The sequence below is a fragment of the Haloferax sp. Atlit-4N genome, from assembly GCF_003383025.1.
Classification (GTDB): Archaea; Halobacteriota; Halobacteria; order Halobacteriales; family Haloferacaceae; genus Haloferax; species Haloferax gibbonsii.
The window spans coordinates 1,084,772-1,100,282 of the sequence record NZ_PSYY01000002.1 but is presented as its reverse complement, the minus strand read 5'-3'; the positions used below and the strand labels follow the sequence as shown (position 1 = coordinate 1,100,282).

16 protein-coding genes and 2 tRNA genes are annotated in these 15,511 nt (G+C 56.3%); 9 read left to right on the top strand and 9 right to left on the bottom strand.

What is annotated here, in order from left to right:
• Positions 1–13 precede the first annotated feature (13 nt).
• Both C5C07_RS14630 and C5C07_RS14625 read left to right on the top strand, forming a co-directional pair.
• Positions 14–310 carry a hypothetical protein gene (locus tag C5C07_RS14630; protein ID WP_004976394.1) on the top strand — a complete coding sequence of 99 codons (297 nt, stop codon included), beginning with the start codon at positions 14–16 and terminating at the stop codon, positions 308–310.
• 50 nt (positions 311–360) lie between these two features.
• Positions 361–540: a hypothetical protein gene (locus tag C5C07_RS14625; protein ID WP_004976393.1), complete on the top strand. Its 180-nt coding sequence runs from the start codon at positions 361–363 to the stop codon at positions 538–540.
• A 14-nt stretch (positions 541–554) separates the two neighbouring features.
• Here C5C07_RS14625 and C5C07_RS14620 read toward each other — a convergent pair whose 3' ends face one another.
• Both C5C07_RS14620 and C5C07_RS14615 read right to left on the bottom strand, forming a co-directional pair.
• On the bottom strand, positions 555–749 hold the full coding sequence (locus C5C07_RS14620) for a hypothetical protein (protein WP_115805367.1): 195 nt from the start codon (positions 747–749) through the stop codon (positions 555–557).
• Positions 750–952: 203 nt separating this feature from the next.
• Positions 953–1,023 (bottom strand) — tRNA-Gly (locus C5C07_RS14615).
• 323 nt (positions 1,024–1,346) lie between these two features.
• Between C5C07_RS14615 and C5C07_RS14610 the strand changes: the two genes are divergently transcribed.
• The gene (locus C5C07_RS14610; protein ID WP_050459251.1) at positions 1,347–2,177 is read left to right on the top strand and encodes an NAD+ synthase; all 831 of its coding nucleotides are present in this window, start codon (positions 1,347–1,349) and stop codon (positions 2,175–2,177) included.
• A gap of 30 nt (positions 2,178–2,207) precedes the next feature.
• Here the strand turns inward: C5C07_RS14610 and C5C07_RS14605 are convergent, their stop codons facing one another.
• A complete protein-coding gene (locus C5C07_RS14605; RefSeq protein WP_115805366.1) occupies positions 2,208–2,903 on the bottom strand; it encodes an enoyl-CoA hydratase/isomerase family protein in 696 nt (231 codons plus the stop codon).
• 60 nt (positions 2,904–2,963) lie between these two features.
• On the opposite strand from C5C07_RS14605, the gene C5C07_RS14600 reads away from it, so the two are divergent.
• The 3 genes from C5C07_RS14600 to C5C07_RS14590 all read left to right on the top strand — a co-directional run bounded on the left by C5C07_RS14600 (position 2,964) and on the right by C5C07_RS14590 (position 5,165).
• Positions 2,964–3,641, top strand: a complete 678-nt coding sequence (locus C5C07_RS14600) for a hypothetical protein (RefSeq protein WP_004976389.1) — start codon at positions 2,964–2,966, stop codon at positions 3,639–3,641.
• A gap of 78 nt (positions 3,642–3,719) precedes the next feature.
• Positions 3,720–3,791: transfer RNA gene (locus tag C5C07_RS14595), tRNA-Thr, on the top strand.
• Positions 3,792–3,974: 183 nt separating this feature from the next.
• Positions 3,975–5,165, top strand: coding sequence for a site-specific integrase (locus C5C07_RS14590; protein ID WP_115805365.1), 1,191 nt, complete (start codon positions 3,975–3,977; stop codon positions 5,163–5,165).
• Between the two features lie 75 nt (positions 5,166–5,240).
• Here the strand turns inward: C5C07_RS14590 and C5C07_RS14585 are convergent, their stop codons facing one another.
• Positions 5,241–7,073, bottom strand: coding sequence for a DUF4365 domain-containing protein (locus tag C5C07_RS14585; RefSeq protein WP_115805364.1), 1,833 nt, complete (start codon positions 7,071–7,073; stop codon positions 5,241–5,243).
• 98 nt (positions 7,074–7,171) lie between these two features.
• Between C5C07_RS14585 and C5C07_RS21105 the strand changes: the two genes are divergently transcribed.
• Positions 7,172–7,543, top strand: a complete 372-nt coding sequence (locus C5C07_RS21105) for a hypothetical protein (RefSeq protein ID WP_147302026.1) — start codon at positions 7,172–7,174, stop codon at positions 7,541–7,543.
• Between the two features lie 193 nt (positions 7,544–7,736).
• On the opposite strand, the gene C5C07_RS14580 is transcribed toward C5C07_RS21105, so the two are convergent.
• Together C5C07_RS14580 and C5C07_RS14575 are read right to left on the bottom strand one after the other, a co-directional pair.
• Positions 7,737–8,057 carry a hypothetical protein gene (locus C5C07_RS14580; RefSeq protein WP_199522742.1) on the bottom strand — a complete coding sequence of 107 codons (321 nt, stop codon included), beginning with the start codon at positions 8,055–8,057 and terminating at the stop codon, positions 7,737–7,739.
• A gap of 359 nt (positions 8,058–8,416) precedes the next feature.
• Positions 8,417–8,803 carry a hypothetical protein gene (locus tag C5C07_RS14575; RefSeq protein WP_115805362.1) on the bottom strand — a complete coding sequence of 129 codons (387 nt, stop codon included), beginning with the start codon at positions 8,801–8,803 and terminating at the stop codon, positions 8,417–8,419.
• 412 nt (positions 8,804–9,215) lie between these two features.
• Here C5C07_RS14575 and C5C07_RS21100 point away from each other — a divergent pair, with 412 nt between their 5' ends.
• Positions 9,216–9,995, top strand: coding sequence for a hypothetical protein (locus tag C5C07_RS21100; protein WP_147302025.1), 780 nt, complete (start codon positions 9,216–9,218; stop codon positions 9,993–9,995).
• 865 nt (positions 9,996–10,860) lie between these two features.
• On the opposite strand, the gene C5C07_RS14565 is transcribed toward C5C07_RS21100, so the two are convergent.
• From C5C07_RS14565 to C5C07_RS14550, 3 genes are all read right to left on the bottom strand, one after another.
• Complete coding sequence (locus tag C5C07_RS14565) at positions 10,861–11,187, bottom strand: hypothetical protein (RefSeq protein WP_115805360.1); 327 nt, start codon at positions 11,185–11,187, stop codon at positions 10,861–10,863.
• Between the two features lie 253 nt (positions 11,188–11,440).
• On the bottom strand, positions 11,441–12,571 hold the full coding sequence (locus tag C5C07_RS14560; protein ID WP_115805359.1) for a phospholipase D-like domain-containing protein: 1,131 nt from the start codon (positions 12,569–12,571) through the stop codon (positions 11,441–11,443).
• 442 nt (positions 12,572–13,013) lie between these two features.
• The gene (locus C5C07_RS14550) at positions 13,014–14,000 is read right to left on the bottom strand and encodes a pectinesterase family protein (RefSeq protein ID WP_115805358.1); all 987 of its coding nucleotides are present in this window, start codon (positions 13,998–14,000) and stop codon (positions 13,014–13,016) included.
• A gap of 182 nt (positions 14,001–14,182) precedes the next feature.
• Here C5C07_RS14550 and C5C07_RS14545 point away from each other — a divergent pair, with 182 nt between their 5' ends.
• The gene (locus C5C07_RS14545; protein WP_115805357.1) at positions 14,183–15,505 is read left to right on the top strand and encodes an MFS transporter; all 1,323 of its coding nucleotides are present in this window, start codon (positions 14,183–14,185) and stop codon (positions 15,503–15,505) included.
• Positions 15,506–15,511 lie beyond the last annotated feature (6 nt).

Here is a 15,511-nt window from a genome sequence, read left to right as displayed (position 1 = left end):
AAGTCAATGTGTGATGGACATCTGGGGTTGGATCGTCGTCTACGCCCTCGGGTTGACCCTGCTCCAGCTCCTGGTCTATCGGTACCTCGTCAACGGCGGTGAGCCGACGATGGGCGAGGGGACCGGTCGGGACTCCGCCCGGACGGACCGCTACGCCCACCCCGAAATCGCGGCGTCGTTCGACGACGGCTCGCAGGCCGGCGTGCAGACGACGCCGACGGGCGAGCGCATCTGCCCGAACTGCGGGGTCGAAAACGAGGCCGACACCACCTTCGACCTCTGCTGGAACTGCACCCGACGGCTCCGGTGACGACTCGCGGCCGAGCCCGTTTTACCAGCCCTCGACTAACTACGCGTATCATGGCCGACGACGACGAACTCCACGGCGAAATCGACGCGCTGGCCCGCGATATCGAGCGGGCGATTCTCGAATTCGACTCGGCCCTCGAACGCCACGCGATGCTTCGGCAGACCGCCCGCGAGCCGGTGTTTCGCTCCGAATCGCCGGAGCTCGACGACGTGCAGAACCTGTTTTTCTGAGTCGGTGACGCGTGCTATTCTTCGAAGAAGGTGAGAAGCAACGCGATGACGACGTAGACTCCCGCACCTATCAGTGCGAGTCTCACTGGCTGGCCGGGGGCGTCGAGTGCGCCGGTGTCGGTGACGCTGGCGTACACTTGGACCGTGAGCAACAGCGAGAGGACCATCAGCCACCGCCGAATCGACAGGAGGGGCGTCTCGGTGTCCATATGCCCCGTTCGGACAACTGTCAATAAAGCCGGCTGTACGCCGACCGGGAGTGCCGCGAGTGAAACGAGCGGCACGTTGGCGAGATAGCATCTCGCCAGAACTGAGCAAACCGAAGGTTTGCGAAGGTCGGTCGGCAAACGACCGAAGGGAGTACCGCGAGTGAAACGAGCGGTACGTCGGTGAGACAGCGTCTCACCGGAAGTGCGCCGACCGGGAATTGAACCCGGGCTCCGAGCTTGGGAAGCTCGTGTCCTACCACTGGACCATCGGCGCGCTACGCTTTGCTTGCGCCCCTGACTCGACCTCGCTCCGCTCGGTCGACCATCGGCGCTCATTGCATTCACCCCGTGGCTGACTTCACTTCGTTCAGTCACCCATCGGCGCTCACATTCGTTCGCCCCGCGCGTTGTCTCACTTCGTTCGACAACACATCGGCGCGCTGCGCTTCGAACCGCGTTCCGAAGCAAAAATCCGTAGACTGCGGGGGCACTTGAACGTAGCGCTTCACCCCATCGAACCCCCGCGAAAACTGGACGGCCGTCCATTGTTTTCGCGTGACACGTGACTATTTGGGCCCCCGGTTCCAACCGGCGCCCATGACATCCGTCGACGTTCTCTCGGAGGACGCCCCGTTCGACCTCCTGTTCTCCGAAGCGGAACTCGAAGCGCATCGCGAACACATCACGACCTTCATCGAAGACACCGTCGAAGCCGCCGGAGCCGACGGGGCCGTCCTCGGCCTCTCCGGGGGGATTGACTCGACGCTCACCGCCTTCCTCGCCGTCGAGGCGCTCGGGAAGGAGAACCTCCACGGGCTCGTCATGCCGAGCGTGGCGAACGCCGAGGACATGATGAGCGACGCCGAGGGGGTCGCCGAGATGCTGGGAATCGAGTACGACGTGGTCGAGATTCAGCCCATCGCCGAGACGTTCTTCGACACGTTCCCCGAGGCGGCCGACGACCGCATGGCCGCCGGGAACGTCTACGTCCGCACGCGGGCGGTGCTCAACTACTTCGTCGCCAACCACGAGAACCGCATCGTGCTCGGGACGGGCAACCGCGCCGAGGCGATGACCGGCTACTTCACGAAGTACGGTGACCAGGCGGTCGACTGCAACCCCATCGGGAACCTCTACAAACAGCAGGTCCGCCAGCTGGCCGCCCACGTCGGCGTGCCGGAAGAACTCGTGTTACAGACCCCCTCTGCCGAGATGTGGTCCGGCCAGACCGACGAGGGCGAACTGGGGCTCACCTACGACGCGCTCGACGCGATTCTCGCGCTCCACGTGGACGGCCCGCTCTCGAAGTCCGCGACGGTCCGCCACCTCGGCGTGACCGAAGAACAGGTCGACCGCGTGGTCGGCCTCGTCGCGGGCAGCGCCCACAAGCGGTCGATGCCCCCCGCGCCGTCGGCGCTGGACGTGTAACCAGCCGTCGAACCGGTCCGTTCGCAGCACTCACTTTTCGCGCGACGCCGCGATGTCGTCGACGTTCGCCCGATGAAGCTCCGCGAAGCCGGCGGCTTCCCGTTCGAGTCGCGCTTCCCACCCGTCGCGGTCGCGCAGTCGCTCCTTGATGATTCGGAGCGACCGGTGGTCGTTGTTGGCCATCGAGGCCGCGACCGCGCGCGGGTCGTCGACGATTCGGGAGACGAGGCCCATCCGGAGCGCCTCGTCGGCGTCGACGACGCGGCCCGAAAGCGAGAATTCGAGGGCGTGACCCTCGCCGACGACGCGCGGGAGACGGACGGTCCCGCCCCACGCGCCGAACAGGCCGAGTCGGACGCCCGGTTCGCCGAGGGTCGCCCGCGAGGTGGCCACCCGCACGTCGCAGGCGAGCGCGAGTTCGACGCCGCCGCCGCGGGCCGCTCCGTCGATGCCGGCGACGACGACCGATTCGGCGGCTTCGATGGCGTCGGCGACGCGCTGGCCGTGTTTTGCGAACGCTTCCGGATCGTCGAGGTCGGCGACGCTGTCGAGGTCCGCGCCGGCGCAGAACGCCGGGCCGTTCCCCCGGAGGAGGACCACCGGCGCGTCGGCCTCGACGACCGCGGCTTCGAGGGCGTCGAGGTCGGTCGGTCTGAGCGCGTTCCGTCGCGCCGGGCGGTCGATGGTCACGACCCGGAGGTCGCCGTCGTCCGTCGTCCGTATCATACGCCCGTTGTGCCGTGGTTTTCCAAAGGTCTTTGCCCTCCCAACCGTAAGTCTCGGCCGATGGACGACGCCGTGCGAGCCCGCGAGGCCGCGCGCGAGGCCCTCTCCGATATCGAGCCCGAGGCCCTCCGTGCGGCGCTGGACGAACGCCTCGACGCCGCCTCCCTGACGCCGGCAGTGCTCACGTTCGTGAGCGCGCGGGCCGTCGAACCGAAGGTCGACCTGAACGGGATGGCCTCCCGCGCGGCCGGAGTGCAACTCATCTACGAGGGCCTCCGGCTCACTCGGTCGCTCGCCCACGACGAGCCGTGGACGCATCTCGATAGCCCCGAGGAGGACACCGACGCGGACCTCGACATCCTCGCGGCGGACGTGCTCGTCTCGCGCGGCTTCTACCTCCTCGCCCGAACCGAGGCCGCCGACCACGCCGTCGAGACGGTCCGCGCCTTCGGCCGCGACCAGACTCGCCGCCGCTCGGCAGACGAAGCGGCACGCCCGGACCTCGACGGCGAACTCGAAGTGAACATCTGCACGCTCGCCGTCGTCGCCGGCACCACGGCCGTCGGCTCGGCCCCGCCGACCGCCCTCGTGGAGTACGCCGCCGGACTGGCCGACACCCACGACGGCGATTTCCCCCCAGCCGACGAGACCGTCTCCGAGGGGACCGTCGAGCGCATCGCGGCCCTCTATCAGGGCGGCGGTGGCGACGACGCGGTCACCTCCGCGGCGGACCGCTAATCGACATACGCTACCACGGTTCCGGGTCGGTTCGAATCGAAACCCCTAAAGAGTAACCCGGACAACCAAGGAATGCCTGCCTGGGTAGCTTAGCGGTAAAGCGCGTCCTTGGTAAGGACGAGAGCCCGGGTTCAAATCCCGGCCTAGGCTTAAGGCAGTTTCAAGCCTTCTCTCCCCATTTTACGCTGTTTTCAGGAGAGAATAAATGGAACTCAGAAACAGTCCGTTTTACTACACGGACACACCCGCGCCGTCTTGCGATTTGGTGTATTGTCAGGACACTATAACATCAGCCCCCGCGCTGTCCGGTGGTTACGGGGGTGAACGCGGGCGATGAACAAAGCAGACCCATTGGAAAATCTCGGAAACGATGACTCGCTGAACACAGAAATCCCGCCCGCGCCGGACAACTATGAGTTCGGATACCCCTTGGTGAGCAAGCGGTCGGAAGAGGATTTGAAGAAGTTCGGGCTGAATATGGTAGAGGATTATCGTGATTTCAAGCGCGAACTGCTTTCGTGGCTTGCCACCTACGGGAAGAACCCCGAGAAGCACGAAGGCTTAGCAGAAACAACGCTTGAGTCCACTCACTACAAACTTGAAACCGTATTTCGGTGGCTGTGGCGCTATGAGAGCCAATACACGACAAGGTTCACACCCGAACACGCGAACAAGTTCATCCGCGTTCTTGACCAATCGGATGGGATGATTGATTCCACCGTTCTCCATCACGCCAAGGACATTCAGCGGTATTTCCGCTTCAGCAACTATGTCCGGGGAACGGAGTACGAATGGGAGGTAGAAATTGAACTCTCTCAATCCAACGGTGATGAACGCGATTACCTCAGACGTAGCGCGTTTGAGCCGCTGTATCAAGCCGCGCTTGACCATTCATCGGTCAAAGGCTACCATTCCGTTTCGCCTGAGGAACGGAGTGAACTGAAGACATTCGTTGCCCAACGGCTTGGAATCCCGAAAGAGAAGGTCGGGCCGGATGAGTTCAAGCAGGCGAACTCTTGGAAGTACCCATCGATGATTTCTGTCACCCTTGACACCGGACTACGGCCTATCGAAGTTGGGCGGGCTAAGGTTTCGTGGGTGAACTTAGAAGATAATGAGTTGAATATCCCGAAAGAGGAATCTACGAAGAACGAAGCGCATTGGAACTGTGCGATTAAGAAACGGACGGCGAAGACACTCAGGCGGTGGCTTGATGAGCGAGCTTCGTTAGAGAAGTACAATGGAAGAGAGGAACTGTGGCTAACGCAAAAGTCGTCTCAATACGGCTCCAAGTCCTGTAACGCGCTCCTTCACCGGGTAATCGATAACGGGGACGTTCCGATTCCCGAACACAGGGATATTTCGTGGTATTCCATCCGTCACGGAGTCGCTACCTATTGGGCGAATCACGTCGGGCCGCACCACGCGAAAGAACAACTTCGCCACAAGAGTCTGAATACTACAATGAAGTATCTTCACTCCGACGCTGAGACGCGGAACAGCGCGGTAGAGCAAATTTGGTAGATATAGGGAGCAATAGTTACGCGATGAATAGAGTGTGTTTTCTATGGTGGCTATGCCTAATTGGTTAGAATAAGTTCAAATGCTATTTTCTGTGTCTAAGAGATATTCTCTTGCGGCATCTTCTAATCGGTCGTAGATGAAGTTCATCATCGGTAATTCATTGTATGGGAACCTCAGAACACCTGTTGACATATATGAAATCTCGTAGTTTGTACCATCTACCACAAGCTCATCACCAACTCTCTTTTCTTCCCATAAATCGTGATGAGGGCTCTCTTCTGAAGAATATAATTCAATCACGGGCTTGGTTTCGTCCCAATACTCATCTTTCAGGTGAACGTACTGAATGCCCGGTGAATCTTCACGCGACTCATATTCGTCATTCACCTCATACGTGATGAGTACCTTTGAGGCATTCTTGAACAGAGGAAGCTCCCCCTGAATCCCGGTGAAGTTCTCAGAAACAATCTTTCGGTAGACTGATGGGAGCTTGTCGAAGAATCGCTCTAAGTTCTCCCGCATATCAGACCGGGAGTAGGCCTGCCAAATCCCACCCCCACCACCTTCGTCGTATCTTGAGTAGTCTTTGGGAATGTAGGGGCGCTGAATCTCTTCTACACCGTTCTGTTCAAGATAGGCCACAAACTCCTTGAAAATCCGGGGTGAGAGTTCTTCGTTTCCGATAGGGTAGGGGCGGGTTCTTTCGTCTGATTCTAAACGTTCTTGCGCCTTCCGACCTATCTCATCACGTTCATCAGGAAGTGTCTGCATCAACAATAATGAAAGGTCAATGTACCCTCTTCGTCCGAGATTCCCCATTCGTCCTGTCTTTTCTTTATTCTTCAGAGCTTCTTCAACCCAAAACGGGAGATAATTGCGGAACCCATATCGGATTTCCCTTAGGGTGTATTCGTCCTTCTGCTCCAATCCAAGAGGGACGTGGAACTCGTCAATAAAATCAAAAATAAATTCCCGTGCCAAGAACTCATCAACAGTATGTATCAGTCCCTTTTGCTCAAATAGATTCTCCAACTTTGAGTGGGCAACCTCTTTCGCATACTCCTTCGGGCGATATTCAATTGGATTTTCATCATAATGACCCCGTGAAACGGTCGTTCCTTCTAATTCATCCAATACCGGCCCGTCTACCGTTTTTATTTGAACGTCATTCCTGTTAGCCGGAATGGGATAGAGCCCATAATGTAATTCGTTGTCAGTATATTCCTGATAGGCGAGCCCGATATTTCGGGCATCGGCGTATAATCGATGGTTGAGTACCGGAATATCTTCCTGAATCAAACTATCATATTCATCTAAGAATCGGTATATCTGCTCAAAGAAATCCTGTTCTTGGCCTACTGCCGGATTCGCTCTTTGGCGTAGGTCTTCATACGCCTCTTTATAATCTTCTGAGAAATACAGTTTTTCTCTCCTATCATCCACTATCCTTTGCCAATGACCAATATATGACTCATCTTCACCATCAATACGCTTCCCTTGGTTAAAATGAATGACCTTGGATTCTTGCCCTTCATCTAATTCCAAGCCATCCATATACTTGTCATCAATATGTTCCCAATAGGCAACCTCTTTATCGATATCCACTACAATTAGAAGGAAAGGAGCGAAATCATTCACAAAATGGTTGAGGGCCACCAAATCGAACTGCTTTTTCGGAGAATCAGAATAATCAGATGGGAGCTTCTTTACCTGAACGGTGAGCTTCCCGCTTATACTGTTGTTCTCATCCACCAAGTAGAGAGCCCCGTCTTCAGCCGGGAGCTTATCTCGCGTGTTAATTTCTGATTTGACTCTTTTTGTCTTCAGAAGGGATTCCAAGACGTTTACGGCATCTGCTTCGGCTGTATCTGTATTTGGAAACTGAGCCGTCTCTTCATCCCAATCCATACCCTATGGCCCGTTGCCATTCCTATGAAGATTATCCTGTATACCCACCAACCACAGTAATGAAAAGCTACTAAAAACACTCACCCGAAGGAATTGTTATGAGTAGTAAAATTGGAGATTGGCCGTCAAATTGGGAACTTGTTGAAGTTGGTAGCGATAGTTCAGTTAAAGAAAGTGAAAGCGACGGCGATGATGGATTTAGAGCAATCCCCTCGCATTTGGATGGGGCAGTTCACGTAGTACACAATGTCGTCAAACACGGCCCAAGTTCTAAGACAGAATCGTGGGACGTTAGTATTCAATCAGAACACGGAATCCTTGGCGAGAAGGGGAAGAAAGGATACAAAACTCGATGGTCTAAATCTGTAGATTCCCAAGCTGAGGCTGAAACACTCATATCAGATACAGTAAACGACCTTGAGTCGGTTCAAGACTTAACTGATATTTCTTATCTCCCGAACTCCCTGTAAATCAACGCGAGAACAACTGAAGACGCTGAAGATGGGAAGAGAGAATTGGAATTCTCTACTGAAGAAGTTGGGCGATTCCTACGACCCCGACCAACCTCACCGCCAACGGAGGAGGGTGAAAAGACTGCCCGCGAGTTACCCCACACGCTATGATTCTATAACCAACCGTGGGGTAACTGAGGAAGAGCAAGATTCAGACCGAACCGGAAAGAAATGCGCTTCCCGTTCCGGCGTTGCCTGCCCCCAATACGTAGGCGTCAATCGTGAACCCTGAGCCGCCGTCTGTGTAGTCCGTAAGGTTCGCTCGGATGGATGGGGCGGGGACTCCGTGAACGGCTGTGAAAGCGTTGTAGGTGCTTCCATCGGAGTCAACATCTACAGCCTCACTCCCGGTGAGTTCTCCGATGACAGTACCGCTATAATCGTAGATGGGACTCCATTCACCTTCAGGGCCTTCAACCTCAAGACGGACGGTGAACACGTCCCCACCGGCTGTATCAAGCCCCTGAGCCACTACGAACAGACCAAGTGAGTTGTGACCCTTAGCCGCGAATGCTTCTCCCTGAGTAACGGCTGAGGCTCCCTGTATGGACTGTTGGCGAATCGGACGGCTCAATCAGACCACCGGGTGTTTGCCTTCCTTACGCTGAACACCGCGAAACTTCTGAACCACCGGGCGTCTTCTTCAGATTGGACAGGGACAGGTTCAGACACTTGCTCATCGCCGTCCGGACGGAAGCGATAGATTACCCCTGAGGGCGCTTCAACCGCCGTAACGGAGCGTTTGAGCAATGTATCATCAGCGGTGAGTCCGTTGTCGTGGTAGACGGCTACGACCTTGGCGACCGGCTCACTCTCATCACTCCCCATTTTCTATCCCGATTCGTGATGGGAATTGCCACGGTTCGATGAAGCGGGAGTATCCACCGACTTGCCATAGTGAACGGAGAGCGGGGGAGAACCTTCATCGGCTTCTACGTCATCGGGAGTCTCAAACTTGCTCTCTACGGCGTTCACCGTCTCAGGGTCAAAGTAGGATGTATTCCCGCTATCTGCCCCGTAGAACGACTTTAGCATATCTTGTGGGGTAGCCTCACCGGATTTATCCAACTCAAACCCTCGCTCGGAGAGATAATCTTGAAGCGTCCCAATATTCTCAGCGAGATGAACTGCCATTTCCTCTTCAGACATTTCCTCACGGTCTGCCGGGAGAACCGTCTCAAACGCTTCCTGTAAGGTAGCCTCAGGAACTCCGCTCATCGGTTGGCTCCCTCAACAATCCGCGAGTGAAGGAACGCGGGCCACGTTTCGTATTCTCCCTTCTCCTTTTCTAAATCCGTCTTGAGTTCTGTCGGAATCGTAATCGTGCTGTGGTTCTCCATTGGTTCGTTTATCAATTGGATATGTCTCTACTTAAAGCCAACAACGATAACTGAACAATCCTCAAACGTTAGACGGTTATATCCCTATTACCAGATTAACAATGCCCAATTTTATGATTCTATAAACTTATTCGCCTTCTATTTTGCTCGGTTTTAAATGGGAGTACGGAATAGTCTCAGACACACCTAACCAACGAAAACTGAGGGAATGAGACAGGCGATTTCCCACGTCGCCAATTCCCTTTCGCACGGAACGGATGTGTCCACAATGCAGGTGTCACCAACTAACGATGACAGTTTCAAATTATAGCGGAATAGATTTAGAACTTTCGCTAAAATCAAACGTATCGGCAAATCCTTCAAAGAATAATACCCCTATCAGCGGTATTAGTGAAGTTTTTGAAACCTATGCGGAGAGGGCAGACCGTATTCAACAGGAACGATGTAGCGATGTTCCCCGTGATGTAATCGGGCCAACTGAGAAGACCGATGAAGGATTCCACCCTGTGAATGTATGGGATGAAGTACCCTACGTCGAAGACAACTATTTTGATAGACGGAAGAAACTCACTTCCGGCGGATGGGGGAACCAAGAGGTTGTGAATCAGATTCTCGCGGAGAATTTTGGGCGATATAATCAGATACAGGCTGAGTCCTATCTCGCGGCTCAGTTTGCTTTCACTTTCGGGAAGAATAAGGAAATTGTCGCCTATGAAATGGAGAGCCTTGATTTTCAGACGGAGTATGAGGTGAATCCCAAGCACCGGGCCTATGTCTTCAGCGTAGTAGAAGACGTTCCATTTGTCTACTGTGAAGGGGTAGACTTGGCTACAAAATCCTCAGTAGCACGCGGAGTTCTCTTACATCAGGAAGCGACCGTTTCCCAACTGAGCGAGTATGCTGAGGTGAGTGAAAGGCACATCAGAAACGTATTGCCTGTGCTTGAGGCAGAAGGTCTTGTTCATCGGGAAAAGAGGAAGAGTGCCTATGACCTTTGGATTGATAGAGGGATTACGAACTCCTACTTAGATGACTTGGTAGAAGACAAAGAAGGATTAGAAGAAGAATAGAGTATAATCATACTTTCTAATAGTATACAGTATAAGATATTCCTCTTGTATACATTTCCGCGCTTTTCTAAAGTCTAACATTCGCCACAATCAGACTCTAAGAGTGCGAATCTGAAACTCTCTTTAAGTACCCTCATCCCGGTGAGGGGGGAGAGCGATAATACCCCTATTATCGGAAGCCGGGGCAGGTTCGGAAATTCTGATTTGAAATTTTTGACGGGACAGGTTCACTCAGAAGACCCCCCGGTGCTATAGTGTTAGAATTTTATAACAGGTAAATGAGATTTGGTGAAAATTCTACGCTACCTATGCTCTTACCCGCACGATTAGAGAGTTATATTATTCCGAGAAAACTGATTTTTATTGGACAAATACAGAAACATCACCTCATCATAAGTGACTCTCCAACCGATGAGGCAGACCGTCCCATCACAACTCCGGGTAGGTGTGATGACTGCCCTGCCCTACTGAGTGGGCCATATTCGCGCTATATCGCTCTTATTGAGTACCCAAATGGGTGCTATGTGTAGAGCATCCCATCAGACCGGCTCACAGGCCCCGTGTGCTTGTTCGTATGTCGGTGAAGGGGATTGGTCGTATTGGAATAGAAGCTGTCTGAGAGCGTTACAGGTGCTATAGGGCTTGCTAATAACGTTATAGCGGAATAGAGTTATAGAGGGTGAAGGGACTGAAAAAATCTCAACTTTTCTCGGCTCCGGCTGAACGGGAGTTACCTATGAGCATCAAATTAGCCTTCACTTTGATTCTGTGACAGTTTGGTGAAGTAGTGAATCAACCCTCTTGTGTGACCCTGAAAGTGCGAGTTTCCAATATACTTTATAAGTGCCTCATCTCGCTAATAGCCCTACTGAGCCTCTTTATCCATCACTTCTTCGACATAATAATGAAGAGGTGAGAAGTATATCCGGTCACTCACCCGTTCCTGTTCTTCCTCTTCATCCGGACGGTCTGCATCAGCATCCTTTCCTCGCTCTTCCTCACCGGGCTGTTGTTGCTCTCGCTTCAACTGTTGGCCTTCTCCGGGGGAACGTCGTTCGATTCCTAACGCTTCCATCCGCTCCCACAGGTGGTATGAGAATACTCCCGTCTCATCAGCAATTTCAGACAGGCTCATCTCCCTGTCGTGGTACATTTCTCTCAGCCGCTTTTCGCTCAAGTCTTCCTTCTCCATATCTGTTGAAAACAATGCTCTCAAGGGGCATATCAATGGTTTTTGTTTGGTCAACCCATCACTCAAAATCCCGGTTCGGGTTGGTCAATGAGGGTTGAACCGGGGGTGCGAACGGGAGAAGGTGCGGGGTTGAGTTCCCCACGATAGAGCAACTAACGCTCTTGGACTCCGGTGCGGTGCTATGATGCCGGAGTCAACTCAGAATAAGCCGTGAATAGCCTAATAAGGTCGCTTGAGGGTCTTCTATCGTGCTTCAAACCTCATCAGAAAACGCCTGATTGAGAACCTGATTCCGGTAGTTCTCATCTACAGCCGCTTGGTAGACAAGAGGTTGATGAGAATCTTGGTGAATGGAACCTGAAGCTCTCTCAATCTCACGTATTGCGGCTTTCATCCACTTCCGGCGGAAGGTTGGAGTCACCATACGCTCAGGCTCCCCTTCGTATTCCACCCAATGGGGTGTCTTCTCTTCATCCTCTCCGGCATTTGCCGAAAAATCAAGGTATCCATCAGCCTTCTCAATCAACTCATCAAGACTCTCCGTTTCCTCACCGATGATGAAGCCGGTCTTGGCTTCCCCTGTGAAGAACGCTCCCAATACCATACGTCGGTTGATAGAGATGCTGATACGCTTCTTCTGAGGAATCGCTGTAACCAACTCAGCATCATCCTCAGATAGTCCCGTAGCGGCTATCAAGTCGCTCAGAAGGTCGAAGAAGGAATTAGCCCACTTCCGGCTTGGAGCCAACTGAACACGCTTCACTAACGCCCTGTGGCCCTCTTCATCCACATCGATGCTTTCCGCTGTTGGTGGCTCCGTATCCTCTACGAAACTCGCATTCACCCTTGGAGCATCAGAAGTGAGTGATGTTGTAGACCGTGAGTAGGTCGAAGAGGCAGACGGGGAAGTACGGACAAGTTCATCAAGTTCATCAAGGTCAACAGGGTCACTCTCCGACCAAAGCCGGGTGAACCACTCACTCAACTCCTTGATTTTCTCTTCCTCGCTAAACCGAACTCCCATCTCAGTCCGTCCGGTTACACCCTTCTCCGTGAGATTCGCTGAGCCAAGGACTGCCGAATCATCCGAGAGAACCACTTTTGCGTGGATATGACGGAAGTGATGAATCCGGTCTTGATGCTCTTCGATGAACTCCTTGATTTCATCTCTTGAGTCGCCGTGAAACGTCCCGACCCAAGCCACAACATCGGTGATAATCTGCCACTCATCTACGTCGCTGAGGATGCTTTTCACGTAGGCAGGGCCAATGTACGGACAGACAATTCTCACCTCTTCGGAGTCTGCCGTTTCCCTAATATCCCTATCAAACGGTGATTTTCCCCTGTCATAGCCTTCTTCGGAATGGTAGATGAGCCGGGACATTAGCAACAAAGAGATAGCGAACTCTCAAAAATCCCGTAGCAAGTTGCCCCGATGATTAGCGAGATAGAGTGATATTGGTTCGGCATATGCCCCCCTAACCGGGCGTTTTTTATAAATAGCGTCTATAGAATTATAGGAAGACAGCCGACTTGGGGCGAGTATCCGGATAATATGTCCGGTATATCTCGCTGAAAGGGGCGCGGTAAAGCGCGTCCTTGGTAAGGACGAGACCCCGGGTTCAAATCCCGGCCTAGGCTTTCTGTGAGGAACAACGTGACGAGCGGAAGCCGTAGCCGGATTTGAGCAGCGAGCAAATCTCTGATTTGCGAGTGAGTTCAAATCCCGGCCTAGGCTCTTCTCGGAATCTAACTATCGAGCGAGGCGTCTCGTCGCCGAGCAGTTACTGGATTCCGGTTGAGACTGAACCGCCCCACTCGCACTCTCACTCCTCCCAGTCCCACCACTCACCAGCATCCTCCGAACCCAACACGTTCGCCTTCGAGTACCTCCCGACCTCGTCCTCGGCCAACGCCGTCGCCCACGAGACCCGCTCGCCCTCCGAACCCGGGCCTCGGCTGTCGTACTCCGCGTATTCGACCGTCTCCTCGGCTTCCGGACGCGACCAGTTGTGCCAGCCGACGGGGACGACGTGCGAGCCCATCCGCGTGCGAATAAACGCGGTCCGGGCGTGATTCCGCCACGGGCGGCCGAGATACACCTCGGACACGTCGGCGTCGGCGGTCAGTTCGCAGTCGAGAAAGACGAAACCGAAGGGCTCGCTCTCGGGCGTCGAGGCCGCCGTCACGTACGAGTCGGCTTTCGAGTGGACGCGGCAGTCCTCGAAGACGGCGGTCGCACCGCCGAAAATGAAGTCGGTCGTCCCCTCGACGTAGCAGTCCGAGAAGTACTGGCGCGCGCCCTCGCCGGCGGCGTAGACGGTGTCTTGGTGGCCGAGGAAGCGACAGTTCTCGAAGCTCGCCCGGTCGGCGTCCACGTGGATCGAAACGGCCTGTCCGACCGGGCCGGCGCTGTTCTCGACGGTCAGGTCGCGGGCGCGGAAGTCGTTGCCGCGGACCTTCAGCGTGTAGGTGAAGAAGGTACTGTTGCGGCCGCGGTCGATTCTCTCGAAGTGGTCACCGTGGGTGATGACCGTCCCCTCGGCGCTCTCGCCGACGAGGGTGATGTCGGGGTTCCACGCGTGGACTTCGACCTTCTCGTCGTACACGCCGTCCCGGACGAGGATTCGGATTCGGTCCGGCGGGAACGACTTCGCGCCGTCGATAGCGGCCTGAATCGTCTCGTAGTCGCCGGTGCCGTCCTTCGCGACGACGTAATCGTACTCGTCGGGATCGTCGGTTTCGGCGAGCGTGCCGAGCAGTCCGACGGCGACGCCGAGTGAAATCAACGCGAGGATGAGAGACGCGAGCATGGCACGTACGTAACGTGCCGCCGATATACGCTTGGGGGATAGCGGAGGAACTCACGGCCGGGTCGGGTCGGGTCGGGTCGGGTCGGGTCGGGTCGGAAACGGGAACGGACCACCGCTCACCCGCACCGTCCCACACGAATATTCACGATAGACATTTACACGCACGCGATGTCGCCTGAGCCATGACACGGCTTTCGCGGTTCGGACCGACCCGCGCCCGGTGGGCGCTCTGGGCGCTCCTGACGACGGGCTTTCTCCTCGTCAGCTTTCATCGCGTCACCTCGGCGGTCCTCGCCGACGACCTCGCGCGGACGTTCGACACGACCGGCGCGGAACTGGGTATGCTCCACGCCTCCTTTTTCTACATCTACGCCGGCCTGCAGCTCCCGGCGGGAATCCTCGTGGACCGCGCGGGGTCGCGCCGGGTCGCCGCCGGCGGGCTCGCCGTGATGGCGCTCGGCGTCTTCGGCTTCGCGCTCGCACCGACCTACGGGGTGGCGTTCGCCTCGCGGGCGCTTCTCGGCCTCGGTGGGAGCGTCCTCTACACGGCGACGCTCCGGTTTCTCGCCAACTGGTACCGGCCGGACGAGTTCGCCACGATGACCGGGTGGACCGTCGCCGCGGCGGGCATGGGCGGCGTGCTGGCGACGACGCCGCTCGCGGTCGCAATCGACTCGGTCGGCTGGCGTTCGGTGCTCCTCGGGGTCGGCGTCGGCGGCGTCGGCCTCGCCGTCGTGACGTACCTCGCGGTCCGCGACCGACCGCGAGACGCCGGGTTCGACCCCCTCGACGGCGTCCGCCCGCCCGCGTCGTCGGTCGAACTCGGGACGGTCGTCGAGAACACGAAGCGCGTCCTCCGCGAGGGCGAGACGTGGCTGATGGGGACGATGCTGTTTCTCGTCTTGGGCACGAACTTCACCGTCACCGGCCTGTGGGGCGTGCCCTACATCGCCGACCTCTACGACGTGTCGGTCCGGACGGCCTCGCTTTTCGTCTTCGTCGGCAACGTCGGCTTCCTCCTCGGGTCGCCCGTGCTGGGGACGCTCTCGGACCGCATCGGCTACCGCACCGAACTCATCGTCGCCTCCTGTGTCGTCTTCACCCTCGCGTACGGGCTCGTCTTCCTCCTCGTGACGCCGCCGCTGTTGGTGGTCGGCGTCCTGCTGTTTTCGGCGCTGTTCGTCATGGGCGGGGCCGTCATCGCCTTCACGGTCGCCAAGGAGCGCCACGACGCCACCGCGAGCGCGACGGTCACGGGCGCGATAAACAGCATGGGCTACTTCGGCGCGGCGCTGTTTCCGGCGGTGATGGGTCTCGCCCTCGACGCCTACTGGACGGGCGAGACGGTGGCCGGCGCGCGGGTCTACACGCCGACCGGCTACCGCGTCGCGTTCGGCATCGCCACCGCCGCGGGCGTCGTCGCGGTGTGCTGTGCGTACCTGCTCCATCGGCGGGAGGCCCGCGCCGATGCGGCCCCGTCTCCGACCGCGAAACCGACCGACTGAGACGCG